Raw genomic sequence first — 17,427 nt, 5'->3', positions numbered from 1 at the left:
GTATTTTAAGTATGATTATTCTAGATAATAATTCAAGTGATCCGTTATATGTACAGATCTATAATGTATTAAGAAAAGATATAATTTCTGGGCAATTGCCAGAGGGAAGTAAACTTGTATCAACTCGGAATCTTGCAGCAAGTCTAAGTGTTAGTAGAAATACTGTTGAAAGTGCTTATCTGCAGCTTTGTTCAGAAGGGTACATTTCAAGTAAAGCAGGGAGCGGATTCATTGTTGAAAAGTTAGATAATTCGATAGTATCTAAGCTTAAGGAACAAGAAATTAAGGGTACAAATAGCTATGGAAACATAAATACTAAAGTTGATGAAAGGTATAAATATGATTTTCAGTATGGAAATTTAAGTGCTTCAGATTTTCCTTTACAATTGTGGAAGAAGATATCAAATAAATGTTTATCAAGTATGGAAGTTAAAGATATAATGTCCTATAATTCAAATAAAGGTGAACTAGACTTACAAATAGAAATTATGAAATACTTAAACAAGTCTAGGGGTGTTTATTGCAAACCTGAACAAATAATCCTTTCTTCAGGTATTGGGCAATCATTAAGTTTGATATGCCAAATTTTAAGAAGCAATTCGAATCAAATTGCTGTAGAAGATCCAGGATATGATGGTGCTAGAACAATATTTACTAATAACGGCTATGAAGTAATTCCAATTGGATTAGAGAATGATGGGATTAATATTGAGGAGTTAGAAAATAGTTCTGCAAGAATAGTGTATGTAACTCCTTCTCACCAGTTTCCGATGGGGGCAGTAATGCCAATATCAAAAAGACTAAAATTACTGGATTGGGCATTAAGAAAAGATGGAATTATAATTGAAGATGATTATGATAGTGAATTAAGGTATAATACTAGGCCTATCCCATCAATACAAGGCATTAATAAGAGTGAAAAGGTTGTTTATGTAGGTACATTTTCAAAGTCGCTATCTCCTAGCATGCGAACAAGTTATATAGTATTGCCTCAGCTATTGGCAGAAAAATATGATAAATTTTTTAACAAATATCATTCATCTATTTCGTTAATACAACAAAATATAATCCAACAGTTTATGAGTTTAGGATATTGGGAAAGGCATTTACGAAAAATATGTATTTCTAATAAAAGAAAACATGATATGTTAATTTATGCAGTTAATAAATTTCTAGGAGATAAAGTTACTATTCATGGTAGAAACGCTGGTTTACACATAATACTAGAATTAAAAAATGGATTATGTGAGAAGGAACTTATAAAAAAGGCTAGAAATTTTGGTGTTAAAATTTATCCGGTATCAACATTTTGGATAATGTTAGAGAAGTATACCAATAATATGGTGCTATTAGGTTTTGGTAATATGTCAGAAAATGAAATTATTGAAGGTATAAAGCTGCTATCTATTGCATGGGCATAATAATAAATTCTATATATTATACGTGAGTTTCTTTGTGTAAATGGGAAACTCATTTTTTTATTGCACAAATAGGAAATAATATTCAAGAGTATATTTTGTAATATTTTTACAAAAGTATTTAGATTTATCAATGATATTCGATAAAATAATAAATGCAATGTCAAATTATATAATATTTGGTCAATTGTTAAAGGGGGATGTAATATAATAATGTTTAAAAACTTAAAATTAGGGACTAAGATAATTTCATTACTTACATTACTAGTTATAGCGTCTGTATCAGTCATAGGAATAATATCAACTAATTCTCAGATTTCCATTATTAATAGTAATTTAACGTATACCACAAAAGAAATGTCCAATGGATTAAGTCAAGAAATTGATTCTTTTTTGTTACAACACATAGCTGTATTTGAAAGTATAGCAATTACTAGTGATTTGCGATTATATAATGCTCAAGATCAAAAAGCACTTTTACAAAAAATTAATAAAGAAAATAAGGATTTTGCTGTAATATTTGTAACAGATATTAACGGAAAGCAAGTAGCTAGATCTGATGATAAAGATCAATTTGATGATATGTCAGATAGAGATTACTTTAAAGCAGTATACTCAAATAAAAAAACAGTTGTGAGTGATGTTTTAATTTCGAAAACAACAGGAAAACCAGCAGTAGTTATTGCTACCCCAATTTTAAATGAAAAAGGTGAGCTTCAAGGAATTCTGGGTGGAACTTTAGGTTTAAGCATTTTAGAAGAACTTAGGAGTAAAGTTAAAATTGGTGAAACAGGATATGCTTTTATTACTGATACGCAAGGACAGATTTTAGCTCATCCTGATAAAAAAATGGTGGATGAAAGAAGTAATGTTTCAAATGTAGAAATTGTTAAAAAAGCTTTAGCTGGAGAGTCAGGAGCTCAAACATATGAATACAACGGTGCAAAAGTATTTGGGAGTTACACTAAAGTGTCAACTACAGGGTGGGCAGTTGTAGTTAGACAAAATCAAGACGAAGCCTTTTCGACTATTACTCAAACTCAAATAAAAATGGTTATAACATCAGTAATTATTTTAGCTATTACGATTATAATTGGATTTATTTTATCGAAAAGTATGATAAAACCATTGTTAATTTTGAAAGAAGCAGCTAAACAGCTAGCTCATGGAAATTTAACATATGATTTTAAAATTAATTCTGGTGATGAGGTTGGAGATTTATCTAAATCATTTATTGAGATGAGAGAAAGTTTAAAGAATTTGGTTAATCAAATTTCTTTTGCATCTGATAATGTAACTATATCTTCAAAGGATGTATTAACTTCATCTAAACAAGCTAAGATTATAGCTGATCAAATATCCGAAGCAACAACTCAGTTAGCACTAGGAAGTGATGAACAATCTAAAAGTGTTGAAAATACATTTGGATCTATTAATAGAATTGTTAAATCTATAGAGGAAATTGCAATTAATAGTAATAATTCTTTTGAATCTTCATCTAAAGCTGAACAATTAGTTAAAACTGGTGTTGGGATCGTACAGGCTCAAGATATTAAAATGGAAGAAAGCACTCATGCAGTTGAAAAAGTATCTAAAGTTATTTTCACATTAAATGATAAAACAACTCAGATTGGACAAATTATTGAAGTAATAGAAGGTATATCAGAGCAAACTAATTTATTAGCATTGAATGCTGCTATTGAGGCTGCAAGAGCAGGAGAACAAGGAAAAGGTTTTGCAGTTGTAGCTGATGAGGTTAGAAAGCTTGCTGAAGAATCGCAAACATCAATTGGAAAAATTCAATCAATTATTAAAGATATTCAAAATACCACCAATACAGCAGTAGACAGTGCTAAAAATGCTACCGATGCTATAAGTGAACAAAATGAAGCAGTACAAAATACGTCTAAAGTTTTTAAAGACATCTTAGAAATAGTACATGAAATTGCAAGTGGAATTCAAGAAATTTCAAGTTTTACTGGTGGAGTAAAAAGTGCTGGGGAAAATATACAGCAAGATATGGAAAGAATTTTAGCTGTATCAGAAGAAACAGCAGCTAGTACTGAAGAAGTAACAGCCTCCACTGAAGAACAGACCGCTTATAGTGAAAGTATAGTAGCAGAAGTTGAGAAATTAATCACTATGGCCGATGAGTTAAAAGATTGTATCAAAAGATTTAAGCTATAAATGGTAGGAAATTATACACAATATCGTTCATTGTTAGAAACAAGCATATAATTATAGGTACTACGGATTAATGTAAGAGTATATATAGAAAGCCTCAACTATAATTGTTGAGGCTTTTATAAAAAGATTATAAGGTATTAATTATAAAGTTTATGCAAATAATGCTACAAATACTAAAGTTAAAGTACTTACAAGTTTTATGAGCACATGAAGTGATGGTCCAGCAGTATCTTTAAATGGATCACCAACAGTATCACCAACAACACTAGCTTTATGGGCTTCAGAATTTTTACCGCCGTGTTCTCCAAGTTCTATAAGTTTCTTAGCGTTATCCCATGCACCACCACCGTTATTTAAGAAGAGAGCCATAATAACTCCGGTAATTGTAGTTATCATTAAAAACCCTGCAGCAGCTTCTTTACCTAGAATAACACCAATTAATATAGGAACAGATACCACTATTATTCCAGGAAGTATCATTTCTTTTAATGCTCCTTTTGTAACGATGTCAACACAACGAGCATAATCAGGTTTTGCTTTTCCCTCCATTATACCTGGAATTTCTTTAAATTGTTGTCTTACTTCGAGTATTACATATTGAGCGGCTTTACCAACAGCACTTATTGCTGTAGAGCTAAACAAAAATACTACCATAGCACCTATAAAACCACCAATAAATACTTCAGGTTTTCCTATATCAACTGAAAACCATGAATCTAAAGGCTTGCCTAATATTTTTTTAACTTCATCTAGATATGCAGAGAATAATAGGAAAGTGGCTAAGGCAGCTGAACCTACTGCATAGCCTTTGGTTAATGCTTTTGTTGTATTTCCACAAGCATCTAATCTATCAGTTACATTCCTAACTTCTTCAGGGGCACCAGACATTTCTGTTATACCACCGGCATTATCTGTTATTGGACCAAAAGTATCCATAGCAAGAATATAGGTGCATGTTGAAAGCATTCCCATAGTAGCTATGGCGGTTCCATATAAGCCTGCATTAGCAACATTAGGTAGAGCCAATTCACTTAACCTATAAGATATAAATATACAAATAGATATGAATATTACAGGTAATGCAGTCGATTCCATACCAACTGATAATCCAGTAATTATATTAGTAGCAGAACCGGTTTTGCAAGATTCAGATATCTTTTTTACAGGTTTATGGGTTATTGAGGTATAGTAATCAGTCAACACTACAAATACATAGCTAAGAACAATTCCGGCAACTGCACATCCATATAAATAAATATAATTTACAGTACCTCCAGTTGTAAGTGAGCCACTTAACATATCTTTAACTACGAAAAATAGTATTACTAAATTAATTAAAGAAGTTATTATAAATCCATTTTTTAATGCTTTCATTGGATCATCAGTATTATTTTTAACTTTAACAGAAAATATACCTACTATTGAGGCTAAAATACCAAGAGCACGAGCTACAAGAGGAAATAGTACTCCCTTCCATCCAAATATAGGATAAAGTCCCACTCCTAGGATCATAGCACCTATATTTTCAGCTGCTGTCGATTCAAAAAGATCTGCACCTCTTCCGGCACAATCACCAACATTATCACCAACAAGATCTGCAATAACAGCAGGGTTTCTAGGATCATCTTCTGGAATTCCTGCTTCAACTTTTCCAACAAGATCAGCACCAACATCAGCTGCTTTTGTATATATACCTCCACCAAGCTGAGCAAAAAGCGCAACAAATGAGGCACCAAATCCAAAGCCAACTATAAGAGATGGTGCTTCTTTTATTAAAGTATCATTTCCAGAGATTCCTCCATATATTAGGAAAAGAGAAGCAACACCTAAAAGAGATAATGAAGTAACAGCTAATCCTGTAACAGCGCCACCTTTAAGGGCTATTTGCAATGCATTGTTTAGTCCCTTTTTAGCACCAGCAGCAGCTCTTATGTTTGAATTGACTGCCATATACATACCAATATAACCAGATAAAGCTGAGCAGAATGCCCCTGTTATAAAAGCTATACCAGTATGTAAAGATATAGATATAGCAAGTCCAGAGCCTTTTGATATGTTACCAAAATAATTAGATAAAATAATTAAAAATAAAGCTAGAATTGATAAAATAGATATAGTTTTATACTGCCTTTTAATAAATGCCATGGCGCCTTCTTTAATGTAAGTTGATATTTCTTGCATTTGAGTGGTACCTTTGTCTTGAGAAAATGTATACTTGACCAAATAACCAATTACTATAAGTGAAATAATTATAACACTATAGATAAGTATGAAATATGATACCATTTACAACATCCCCTTTATTTTTTAAATTATTGTACACTTATATTATACAATAAAATATTCAGAAAATTACAAAAATTTTCACCTTTTTCTATATTATATATGTATGCTTGAAAACAATAAAATAAGCAAAGCTAAAAAATATTTATAAAAATTTTAATTATTTTATAAATATTTATTTAGCTCTGCTTAACAAATATCAATGTAAAATGGCATTATAGAAAGCATTAAGTTATTGTTTTTTTATATGCTTTTAAAAATGAAATACAATTTACATTTTAAATTTTAGAATTTAGGGTTTATTTCATTTATTTGAATTCTTCTCAAGTCTTTCAATCGTAAATGAGTCTTTTCACGAATGGTGCTAAAATGTTCACCATCAATCATCATTTTTTTTGCTCTATCATGTAATGAAATTTTATTTTCTCTACTCATAAATATAACCTCCCACTAATGTTTTTGTATGTTTAGTTTGTCCAATTAAATAGAATATATTCGTTTATATTTAAGTAAATTATTCTTAAAGGATCAGCGTAAGAACAAAGAAAAGTAAATTTTATTTAGAATCTTTTGCCATTTTATTGACAAGATATTCAAATTAGTATAAAATACTACAAAACAGATGGGAATAGTATAAATATAAAAGGAGGAAGAGGTATGTTGAAAAGTTTACTTTCATCATCTATGTCATCAAAAAAAATTGATTCATTGCTTTATAAAATATCTCAAGGAGATCTTACAAAAACCTTTGATTTAAAGTTATCAAATCGAAGTACTTTAGCCTTTAATTTAAATAGTGTAATATTTAGGTTTAGAGGATTGATAGCTCAAATAATTACTTTATCAGATAAAACAATAAATTATACAACAGAATTAAAAAGGGATGCAGAGAGTATAAAAATATCGAGTAAGGAAAATGTAGAGAATATTAATAATGTATCAAGTAACATGAAAAAGCAAGCGAATCTAATTCAAGAAACAAGAGAGTATGCTCACGATGTAAATAAGGCAACAAAAGAGATCGCAGTAAAAGCAGAAAATATTAAAGAAATGGAAGCTGAAAATTTACAGACATTAGAATTAAGTTATACAAGTTTAGAGACCTTATTAAGAAAAATTGAGCAAACTGCAAATTCAAATATAAATACAAGTAAAAAAATAATGAAACTTAATGATAAAACACACATAATTCAAAGTATTACAGACGAAGTAAGTAAGATAAGCGAGAGTACAAATTTATTGGCTTTAAATGCATCTATTGAAGCAGCAAGAGCAGGTGAATATGGAAAAGGTTTTGCAGTAGTAGCAGAAGAGATAAGGAAGCTTGCAGAAAATTCAACGGTGCAGGCTAAGAAAATAGAGGGAATTATAAATGAGGTAAAAAAAGAAATTAAAGATATATCTACTAGTATAGAAAGTGAAATAAGTGAGATAAATGATTATATACAAGTTTCTAAGGGTATTGAGGGCAATCTTGATAATTTAAAATTACAAACTAATAAATCATTTAATCAATTTTTAGAAATAGAAAAACATATAACAAGTCAAGTGAATGAAATGAGTAAAATAGATGGTGCAGTAAATGATGTATACATAACATTTGAATCTTTGTTTAAATCAACATCTGAAATAGCTTATGCATCTGAAGAACAATATAAAATAACAGAAAATATATTTGATAGATTAGGTAATCTTAGTGATATGAATAAACATATAAAAAGCCATGTAGCATCATTTATACAAAGCTATAAAATAGATAGTGAAAAACAAAAGTATATTAATAATGGAATTGCTACATTAAAGCAAATAGCTGCTAATCCAATACTTAAAACCATGGAATATTTACAAGCTACACCGATATTATTAGAACAAATAGAAAAGTATCCTTATTTTGAATTAATTGCTTTAATGCAAAGAGATGGTCTGCGTAAGGCAATTACATTAGATTATTCAGAAGAAGAAGTATATGTTAATTTTGCCCACAGACCATATTTTAAACAAGCAATTGAAGGTAATGAATTTATTTCTGAACCGTATATTTCTGTTGATACGAATAATTATTGCATAGCAATGTCTGTACCCATAAGAGATGAAAACAGAGAAATATTGGGAATATTAATGGCAGATTTGAAGCTGTAAAAAATATCAGAAATGTAAAATAAAAATACTGGTCATTTACGAATGATTAGTATTTTTATTTTACGTAGATTTTACATAAATTTTACATAAATAGCATAATGAATTAACTTCGTAAGACTAAGATAGAAAGTAATGATAAAGATATGTACGTCAAATACTATTTCAATTGGGAATATATAAGGTATTCAATAATTCATAGTAAAGGATGTGGAATAGAGAAATGGAAATCTTGATGAATGATTTTTATGGGCAGGAATATGAGAATTATGAATACGAAGAATTCTGCAACATACTTGAAAATGCTAATATAAAATCTGTTTTTCAGCCAATTATTTCTCTTATAGATGGAACTGTAATGGGTTATGAAGCATTAAGCCGAGGCCCTAAAAATTCTTATATGAAAAATCCAGAAGTACTTTTAAACATAGCAAAAAAGTGCAATAAATTATGGGAACTTGAAGAATTATTTCGTTCTAAGGCATTGGAAAGTGTTTCTAAAAACAATATACAGGGAAAAATATTTTTAAATATTAACCCCAATACTATTGATAACTTAAAATTAAAAAATTCCTTTACCAAAGATTATTTAAAGAAATATCATCTTGATTGTGAAAATATAGTTTTCGAGATAACAGAAAGAAATGACATTACGAGTATAAGCAGCTTTAATGAATCTATTGACCACTATAAAAACCAGAAATATAAAATAGCAATTGATGATGTGGGTTCTGGTAATTCAGGTCTTAATAGAATTGCATATATAAAGCCTCACTACATAAAATTAGATATGGAACTTATTCGTGATGTTGATAAGCATTCTACTAAGCAGGCAATTATTAAAAGTATGTGTGAATTTTCAAGGCTAACAAACTGTAATTTGATTGCAGAGGGAATTGAAACAAAAGATGAATTAAAGACCATTGTAGATCTAGGGGTTCAATATGGGCAAGGATATTTTATTCAAAAACCAGATGTATCTATCCTTCCAATTAAAAACGAAATTATTAATTTAATAAAAAAATTTAACGTAAAAGAAAATAATCAATATGGGTATAATATAGCTAATGTATACATCAGCAGCATAGCTAAAAAAATGGAAACAGAAAAACCAACTGTATTAGTATCGGAAATTGATTCAAAGTTTAAAAAGAATCAAGACTTATTAGGTATTTGTATAGTAGATAACGGAACTGTAAAAGGTGTTGTTACAAGAAATTCTTTTTATAGTAAGTTAGGGTGGCAATATGGATATAGTCTGTATTCATCTAAGGCTATATCAAATATAATGAATACAAGTTTTCTAAGCGTTGATTACAAAATGCCAATTGATATGGTAATAAAGCTTGCAATGGCAAGATCCAAAGATACATTATATGACCATATTACTGTGACAAAAGACTCTAAATATTATGGGATGGTAACGATAAAAGATTTAATTGAAAAAACGATTGAGATAGAAGTCGATAATGCAAGGCATTCAAATCCTTTAACAGGTTTTCCGGGAAATGTTATAATTGAACAAAATCTTGAAAAATGTATTTTCTCCAAGGAAGAATATTGTGTTTTATATTTTGATATTGATAATTTTAAACCATATAATGATGTCTATGGTTTTGAAAATGGAGATAAGATAATAAAGTATTTAGCGAAAGCAATAAGTTCTAACATATCACCTGGAGATTTTATTGGACATATTGGCGGTGATGATTTTATTGCCATAATAGGTTCTTGGAAAGTTGAAAAGATATGCGAAAAAATAATAAGTGATTTTGATTCCTTTGCATTAGAATGTTACGATGAGAAAGATATCAAAAATGGATATATATCAGCGCAAAATAGACATGGTATAGAGGAAAGATTTCCGTTAGTATCTGTATCTATTGCTGGATTAACTAATAAGAGAAGAGAATTTGCTAGTATATATGCATTGGCTAAAGAGTCGAGCAAACTTAAGAAAAGGTGCAAACAAGATAGTGGAAGTTGTTATTTAATTATTTAACAAAATGCCTAAATATAACAATATAAAAATAAGGAGGACAAGTAATTAAAAATTAGTTGTTCTCCTTATTTCATGGTATTTATTTAAATTAGTTTAAAACTGAAAGTTTATTCTCCAAGATAAGCACTCTTAATACTTTCATCGTTAAGAAGTTCTTTTGCATCACCAGATTTAACTATATTACCTGTTTCAAGAACATAAGCTCTATGAGCAATTGCAAGTGCCATATTGGCATTTTGTTCAACTAGGAGTATAGTTGTTCCAGATTTATTAATTTCAACAATTGTATCAAATATATCTTTAACAACAAGAGGTGCAAGTCCCATTGAAGGTTCATCTAGTATAAGCATTTCCGGTCTGTTCATTAAGGCTCTTCCTATTGCAAGCATTTGTTGTTCACCACCAGAAAGAGTTCCAGCTTGTTGCTTTATTCTTTCTTTTAACCTTGGAAATTTAGAAAATACCATTTCCATGTCCTTTTTTATTTCAGCTTTATCATTTCTTAAATAAGCGCCTAATTCAAGATTTTCCATAACGCTTAGTTGAGGAAAAACTCTTCTTCCTTCAGGCACGTGGGAAAGACCTAGAGATACAATTTTATTAGCAGGAACCTTATTTAGTTGAGATCCCTTAAAAGTTACAGCACCAGATTTTATTGGCTCGAGCCCTGATATAGCTCTAAGCGTAGAAGTTTTCCCGGCACCATTAGCACCTATTAGTGTTACTATTTCACCTTGTTTTACTTCGAGAGAAATATCTTTTAATGCATGAATTACACCATAATATAGATTAATATTATCTACTTTTAACATCTTTAAACCCCCTCTCCAAGATACGCTTCAATTACCTTAGGGTTGTTTTTTATTTCTTCTGGAGTACCTTCAGCAATCTTTTTCCCATAGTCAAGAACTGCTATTTTATCACATATTCCCATAACAAGCTTCATATCATGCTCAATTAATAGAATCGATATATTAAACTTATCCTTAATCCAGTTTATAAGATCCATTAGCTCCATTGTTTCTTGAGGATTCATGCCTGCAGCAGGTTCATCCAATAGTAGTAATGATGGTTCAGCTGCAAGAGCTCTTACTATTTCAAGCTTTCTTTGTTCTCCATAAGGAAGATTGCTAGCTAATTCATCTTTTTTTATATCAAGAGAAAATACCTTTAATAACTCTATGCTCTTATCTATTATTTCCTTTTCTGTTTTTCTGAATTTAGGAGTTCTAAATATAGAATCAAAAAGGGAATAATTTATTCTGTAATTAAAACTTACTTTAACATTATCAAGAACAGTAAGGTTAGAAAATAAACGAATATTTTGAAATGTTCTCGCTATTTTCTTTTTTGTAATATTATAAGGCTTAAGACCTTGAATTTTTTCTCCAAGATAAGATATAGTACCTTGAGTTGGAGTATAAACACCAGTTAGCATGTTAAAAACTGTAGTCTTACCAGCACCATTAGGTCCTATAAGTCCAACAATTTCTTTATCTTCTATTTTGAGATTAAAATCTGAAACTGCCTTTAATCCACCAAAGACAATTGATAAATTTTGAACATCTAACATTGAATTAAGCCTCCTTTCCATCCTTTGATTTTTTGTTAGGTAATATGTTTCTTATTATATTAAGGGAAACTTCCTTATCACCAAGTAGTCCTTCAGGCCTGAAGATCATAAGGAGTATTAATGCCAATGGATATATAACCATTCTAAAATCACCCATACCTCTTAAAAGTTCTGGTAAGAATGTCAATATTACAGCAGAAATAACTGAACCAGATAAAGAACCCATACCTCCAAATACAACAAAGGTTAGATAATCTATTGATTTATTAAAGTCAAAAGAATCTGGTTTTATATATCCGGCGTAATGAGCATAAAGTCCACCAGCAAGTCCAGCAAAAAAGGCTGCTATAACAAATGCCATTATCTTATATTTTAGTGCATTTATTCCCATAGATTCAGCTGCTATTTCATTTTCACGAACAGAAAGCATAGCCCTGCCGTGAGAGGAGTTAATTATATTTTTTATTACAATAATACTAATTACCATAAATATAAAAGCAACTGTGAAGGTAGTCTTTATTGGTATTCCAGTAAGTCCACGAGCTCCACCTACTACATTAATATTCATAATTATTATTTGTATAATCTGACAAAATGCTAAGGTGGTTATAGCGAAATAATCTCCAGTAAGCTTTAGTGTAGGATATCCAATTAAAGCTGCTAAAATACATGCAATTATTGCACCAATAAATATTGAAACAACAAATGGCATATGGGCCTTTTGAGTTACCATTGCGGATACATATGCTCCAATTGACATAAAGCCAGCATGTCCTAAACATAATTGACCTGTAAATCCAACAATTAAATTTAATGATACAGCTAATATAATATTTATTAAAGCAAAAGTTATAATTCCCTTATAATATGAGTTAATAACATTTGCACTAATTAAGCCGAATAATACTGCGTATGTAATTAAGACTCCCAATATAGTGCAAATAATCTTTTTGTTAAAAAAATTCTTCATAATTTGACACCTACACTTTCACGTTAGTCTTTTTACCTAGTAGACCAGAAGGCTTAATTAATAATATTATAATTAAAATTGAGAATACAATTGCATCTGAAAAGTTAGTAGATATATAAGCTTTAGAAAAAGTTTCAAGTAATCCAATAGCAATTCCACCAACAAGGGCTCCAGGAATACTTCCGATTCCGCCTAGAACTGCTGCAACGAATGCCTTAAGTCCAGGCATAGCACCCATGTAAGGAGTTATGCTAGGATAAGATATTGCAACTAAAACTCCTGCTATACCAGCTAATGCAGAACCTATAGCGAAAGTTATGGAGATAGTATTATTAACATTTATACCCATAAGCGAAGCAGCTTCCATGTCTTGTGAAGATGCTCTCATGGCTTTTCCAACCTTTGTTTTGTAAACAATAAATTGAAGTAAAATAACAAGAAGTGCAGAAACTCCAAACATTAATATTGTTTTAACTTCAATTTGAATTGGTCCTAAATTGATACTCCCAGCATTAATTAAATCAGGGAATGGTTTTGGATTAGATCCAACTAATAATCTCATGGCATTTTGCAAGAATAAAGAAACTCCAATTGCTGTTATAAGCAATGCAATTCTAGGAGAATTTCTTAATGGCTTATAAGCAACTTTTTCTATTATTATTCCAGCCAATGCCGAAACTGCCATTGCAACCAATAGAGTTGGTATTAATGGTAATTTTAGCGTTGAAGCACAATAGAAGCCTGAAAAGGCTCCTATCATATATATTTCACCATGAGCAAAGTTTATTAATTGTATTATTCCATATACCATTGTATATCCTAATGCTAGGAGGGCATATACACTACCTAAGGCTAAGCCATTAATTAGTTGTTGTAAAAATTCCATAGTATATTCCTCCTAATTTATTTTTAAGGATTAACTTTACCAGCTAATATTTTTTTGTCACCATCAATCTTAATAATTGCTGCACTCTTTATAGCGCTTCTATCACTACCAAATTTGATATGACCTGTAACACTGTCCATTTCCATTCCAGCTAAAGCATCTTTAATAGCAGCGCCATCTGTCTTACCAGCTTTTTCGATTGCTTTAACTAAAATTTTAGAAGTATCGTATGAAAGAGCAGCGAAAGCATCCGGTTCTTTGTTATATTCTTTCTTATATGATTCAACGAATTTCTTTACATTTTCATCTGAATCACCTGAATAGTAGTGGTTAATATATAATGCGCCGTCAACAGCTTTTTGACCAATCTTTGTTAGTTCTTCTGACTCCCAGCCGTCTCCGCCAAGGAATTGTGATGTTATTCCCATTTCTCTAGCTTGTTTAGCAATAAGACCAACAACATTGTAATAGTCAGGTAATACTATTATATCTGGATTTAAACTCTTAATTTTAGTTAATTGAGCCTTAAAATCAGTATCCTTATCATTGTAAGTAAGGAACTCACCAACTTGTCCACCAGCAGCTTCATATTTTGATTTAAAGCTGTCAGCTATTCCTTTTGAATAATCTGAACCAGCATTATATAATACAGCGGCTGTTTTCATTTTTAACGTTTCACTAGCATATTTAGCAAGAACATCTCCTTGGAAAGAATCAACAAAACAACCTCTAAACATATAATCTCCACCAACATTTGTTATAGTTGGCTCTGTAGCAGTTGGAGTAATCATTGGAATTTGCTTTGCTGTAGCATTTGGAGCAACTGCAAGTGTTGCACCTGATGTAACAGGCCCTAAGATTGCACTTACCTTTTCATCATCAACTAACTTATTGAAAGCTTGCATTGCTGAGTTAGGATCAGCTTGGTCATCTTCAAAAATAAATTGAACTTTCTTGCCATTGATTCCGCCGGCTGCATTAACTTCCTTTTCTAATAATTGAGCACCTTCTTTTACTGATACACCATATGTAGATGCTGCACCAGATAAAGGTCCGATAGCACCGATTTTAATAACATCCCCCGAGTTATTTCCATTTGAACCGTTACCCGCTGAACTGCCACAACCAACAAGAAGTGTCATAGCCATAACAGAAGCTAAGATTCCCGAAACTAAGTTCTTTTTCATAATTATCCTAGAAAAAATACTTGATAACATTATGGAAGATAATTTATCTTATGATAAGTTTAAGGTTTGTTTTTTAAAATTAGAAAATGGAAATATAGGTTACCAAGAAAGGCTTGAGATTCTAAGTAGAATTGGATTTGTTATAACTGGAGAACCACAAATGCATAATCCAAAGGTTATGTTAGGAGTTACCAAGGTCAATGAAAAATGGATATTTGGAGAATATGAGAGAAATGATTTTGCGTGGCATATTCACGATAAGAAGCCATACTCTTATTCGAACTCACTAAGTTTAAAAGTAGCTAGAGCGTTGGTTAATATAGCAATTAAAAATAATTTAGATTGTAAATTAATAGATCCTTGTTGTGGGGTAGGAACAGTTGTTATTGAAGCAATTTCAATGGGGATTGACGTAGTGGGATATGAACTCAATAAAAATATCGCAGAAAATGCTCAGAGAAATTTGGAGTTCTTTGGTTATAGGAATGTAATAACAAATGGTGACATGAATCAGATAGAAGAAAAGTATGATGTGGCTATAATAGATTTACCATATGGGCTGTTCACGCCAACAACCATTGAGGAACAAACTGCTCTTATAAAAAGTGCACGCAGAATGAGTAATAGATTAGTTATAGTTACTTTTGAAGATATGGATGAATATATTATTAATTCAGGATTTAATATTATCGATAAAACTTATGTTTTAAAAGGTAAGTTTAAGAGATATATAAATATCTGTGAGTAGAAGAATCAAATTATCAGTATTAAAATAATTCTATAAAACTCCTTTAAATGTATGGGTACATTTGCATTGTATCCATACATATTTTATTATTATAAGTAATTAGAAAAAGGGGGAGTTATGAAATTATGGAAAGAAAATTAGTAAATAAAAATTTAGCTCAAATGTTAAAGGGCGGAGTAATTATGGACGTTACAAACAAAGAAGAGGCTATAATTGCTGAAAAGGCTGGAGCATGTGCTGTTATGGCTCTTGAAAGGGTACCTTCTGATATAAGAAAACAAGGGGGAGTAGCCAGAATGTCAGATCCTAGGATGATAAAAGAAATTCAGGAAGCTGTATCAATTCCTGTTATGGCGAAAGTAAGAATAGGACATTTTGTAGAAGCTCAGATATTAGAATCATTAAACATTGATTTTATTGATGAGAGTGAAGTTCTTACTCCTGCAGATGATAAATATCATATAAATAAAGAAGATTTTAAAGTTCCATTTGTATGCGGTGCAACTAATATTGGTGAAGCATTAAGAAGAATTGGCGAAGGCGCATCAATGATAAGGACTAAAGGAGAAGCAGGAACTGGCGATGTAGTTAATGCAGTTACTCATATGAGAACAATGAATGATCAAATAAAAGAAATACAAAAAGCATCAAAAGAGGAGTTAATGACTATAGCTAAAAATTATGGTGCTCCATACGACTTAGTTAAGTATGTGTGGGAAAATGGTAAGCTTCCAGTAGTTAATTTTGCAGCAGGAGGAATAGCAACTCCAGCAGATGCTGCACTTATGATGCAATTAGGTAGTGAAGGTGTCTTTGTAGGATCAGGAATATTTAAATCTGATAATCCGGAAAAGAGAGCTAGAGCAATAGTTCTTGCAACAACTTATTATAATGATCCAAAGAAACTAGCAGAAGTTTCAGAGGATTTAGGTGGTGCTATGAGTGGTATAAATTCAAATGAAGTGGCAACAAAGTATGCTGAAAGAGGCTGGTAATATGAAAGTTGGAGTTCTGTCATTTCAGGGTGGTGTAATTGAACATTTAAATCAGATAAGGCTATTAGGACATATTGGTGTTGAAGTAAAAAAAGAAGAGGATTTAAATGATATTGACGGAATAGTATTACCAGGTGGCGAAAGTACTACGATTGGTAAGCTTCTTAAAATAACTGGATTAATTAATCCATTAAAAGAAAAGATAAAAAGTGGATTACCTACATGGGGAACTTGTGCTGGTATGATTCTACTGGCTAAAGAAATAGAAGAACAAGAGTCAAAATATATTCAGCTTATGGATATTAAAGTTAAAAGAAATGCATTTGGAAGGCAAATAGATAGTTTCAAAACTTGTATGGCAATACCGGAAATATCAGAAGAGAAGATGGAGCTTGTTTTTATTAGAGCACCATATATAACTGAATTAAAGGAAAATGTTAAGATTTTATGTAAAGTAGATAATAAAATAGTAGCAGCCAAGCAAGATAATATTATTGTTACTTCCTTTCATCCAGAATTAACTGATGATTTAAGTTTTATGGATTATTTTATAAAAAGTATTTAGAGAATAAATAAGATTTGTTTTTTTCATAGAAAGCTATCAAGTATATTTTAGAGCTATAATTATGTTCTTAAATATATTTTGATAGCTTTTTATGTATTTGCTAAATTTTATATATTTTTTATGGTGTTAAAGTCGTTATCCTAGTATTCTTTTTATCATTAAATTGAAATATATTATGAAAATGGCAATTAACTCTACGGGGTGTGTCAATAATAGAATGATGTAGATAATCAGAGAATATCTTAGAATTATAAATATAAACTCAATATATATTAGCTTTCTTGATAATTTCAATCGATATATGTGTTAAGATAAAACACGTCGCTAAGAGACGTAAGCAACTACAAAGTAAATCAACAAAAACTCTTAAATACAGAGTTAAAAAGATTTCAAAAAAGTTGTTGACAAGCTTTCGACACGGTGATATACTGATTAAGTCGCTTAAGGGCGACACAATAAAACAAAAAAATACAACGA

The 17,427-nt window shown here is 30.6% G+C and carries 14 protein-coding genes; 7 read left to right on the top strand and 7 right to left on the bottom strand.

What is annotated here, in order from left to right; genetic code table 11:
• Positions 1-11: 11 nt before the first annotated feature.
• Entirely contained in the window at positions 12-1,421 is a 1,410-nt protein-coding gene (locus COL3_RS06625; RefSeq protein WP_008422971.1) for a PLP-dependent aminotransferase family protein, read from the top strand.
• A gap of 210 nt (positions 1,422-1,631) precedes the next feature.
• Positions 1,632-3,605 (top strand): methyl-accepting chemotaxis protein, encoded by a 1,974-nt coding sequence (locus COL3_RS06620; protein ID WP_008422973.1) that lies wholly within the window; start codon positions 1,632-1,634, stop codon positions 3,603-3,605.
• A 150-nt stretch (positions 3,606-3,755) separates the two neighbouring features.
• Here the strand turns inward: COL3_RS06620 and COL3_RS06615 are convergent, their stop codons facing one another.
• Positions 3,756-5,891, bottom strand: coding sequence for a sodium-translocating pyrophosphatase (locus tag COL3_RS06615; protein WP_008422975.1), 2,136 nt, complete (start codon positions 5,889-5,891; stop codon positions 3,756-3,758).
• 282 nt (positions 5,892-6,173) lie between these two features.
• Positions 6,174-6,323, bottom strand: coding sequence for a hypothetical protein (locus COL3_RS28600; RefSeq protein WP_008422976.1), 150 nt, complete (start codon positions 6,321-6,323; stop codon positions 6,174-6,176).
• Positions 6,324-6,545: 222 nt separating this feature from the next.
• Between COL3_RS28600 and COL3_RS06610 the strand changes: the two genes are divergently transcribed.
• On the top strand, positions 6,546-8,027 hold the full coding sequence (locus COL3_RS06610) for a methyl-accepting chemotaxis protein (RefSeq protein WP_008422979.1): 1,482 nt from the start codon (positions 6,546-6,548) through the stop codon (positions 8,025-8,027).
• Positions 8,028-8,247: 220 nt separating this feature from the next.
• Positions 8,248-10,026: an EAL domain-containing protein gene (locus COL3_RS06605; protein WP_008422981.1), complete on the top strand. Its 1,779-nt coding sequence runs from the start codon at positions 8,248-8,250 to the stop codon at positions 10,024-10,026.
• 107 nt (positions 10,027-10,133) lie between these two features.
• Here COL3_RS06605 and COL3_RS06600 read toward each other — a convergent pair whose 3' ends face one another.
• The 5 genes from COL3_RS06600 to COL3_RS06580 are packed head-to-tail and all read right to left on the bottom strand — an operon-like array spanning position 10,134 to position 14,642.
• Complete coding sequence (locus tag COL3_RS06600; protein WP_008422982.1) at positions 10,134-10,838, bottom strand: ABC transporter ATP-binding protein; 705 nt, start codon at positions 10,836-10,838, stop codon at positions 10,134-10,136.
• Positions 10,839-10,840: 2 nt separating this feature from the next.
• The gene (locus COL3_RS06595) at positions 10,841-11,599 is read right to left on the bottom strand and encodes an ABC transporter ATP-binding protein (RefSeq protein WP_008422984.1); all 759 of its coding nucleotides are present in this window, start codon (positions 11,597-11,599) and stop codon (positions 10,841-10,843) included.
• 4 nt (positions 11,600-11,603) lie between these two features.
• Positions 11,604-12,569, bottom strand: coding sequence for a branched-chain amino acid ABC transporter permease (locus COL3_RS06590; protein ID WP_008422986.1), 966 nt, complete (start codon positions 12,567-12,569; stop codon positions 11,604-11,606).
• Positions 12,570-12,579: 10 nt separating this feature from the next.
• Positions 12,580-13,455, bottom strand: coding sequence for a branched-chain amino acid ABC transporter permease (locus COL3_RS06585; RefSeq protein ID WP_008422988.1), 876 nt, complete (start codon positions 13,453-13,455; stop codon positions 12,580-12,582).
• A gap of 23 nt (positions 13,456-13,478) precedes the next feature.
• Positions 13,479-14,642: an ABC transporter substrate-binding protein gene (locus tag COL3_RS06580; RefSeq protein ID WP_008422990.1), complete on the bottom strand. Its 1,164-nt coding sequence runs from the start codon at positions 14,640-14,642 to the stop codon at positions 13,479-13,481.
• A gap of 31 nt (positions 14,643-14,673) precedes the next feature.
• On the opposite strand from COL3_RS06580, the gene COL3_RS06575 reads away from it, so the two are divergent.
• The 3 genes from COL3_RS06575 to pdxT all read left to right on the top strand — a co-directional run bounded on the left by COL3_RS06575 (position 14,674) and on the right by pdxT (position 16,950).
• Entirely contained in the window at positions 14,674-15,390 is a 717-nt protein-coding gene (locus COL3_RS06575; protein ID WP_008422993.1) for an RsmD family RNA methyltransferase, read from the top strand.
• A 125-nt stretch (positions 15,391-15,515) separates the two neighbouring features.
• Positions 15,516-16,385 carry a pyridoxal 5'-phosphate synthase lyase subunit PdxS gene (gene pdxS, locus COL3_RS06570; RefSeq protein WP_008422995.1) on the top strand — a complete coding sequence of 290 codons (870 nt, stop codon included), beginning with the start codon at positions 15,516-15,518 and terminating at the stop codon, positions 16,383-16,385.
• 1 nt (position 16,386) lies between these two features.
• Positions 16,387-16,950 (top strand): pyridoxal 5'-phosphate synthase glutaminase subunit PdxT, encoded by a 564-nt coding sequence (pdxT, locus tag COL3_RS06565; RefSeq protein ID WP_008422997.1) that lies wholly within the window; start codon positions 16,387-16,389, stop codon positions 16,948-16,950.
• Positions 16,951-17,427: the final 477 nt, after the last annotated feature.

Source organism: Clostridium sp. LS (genome assembly GCF_002760435.1).
Classification (GTDB): domain Bacteria; phylum Bacillota; class Clostridia; order Clostridiales; family Clostridiaceae; genus Clostridium.
Note: the sequence above shows the minus strand (reverse complement) of the source record. Positions and strands in the feature narration are given on the sequence as shown.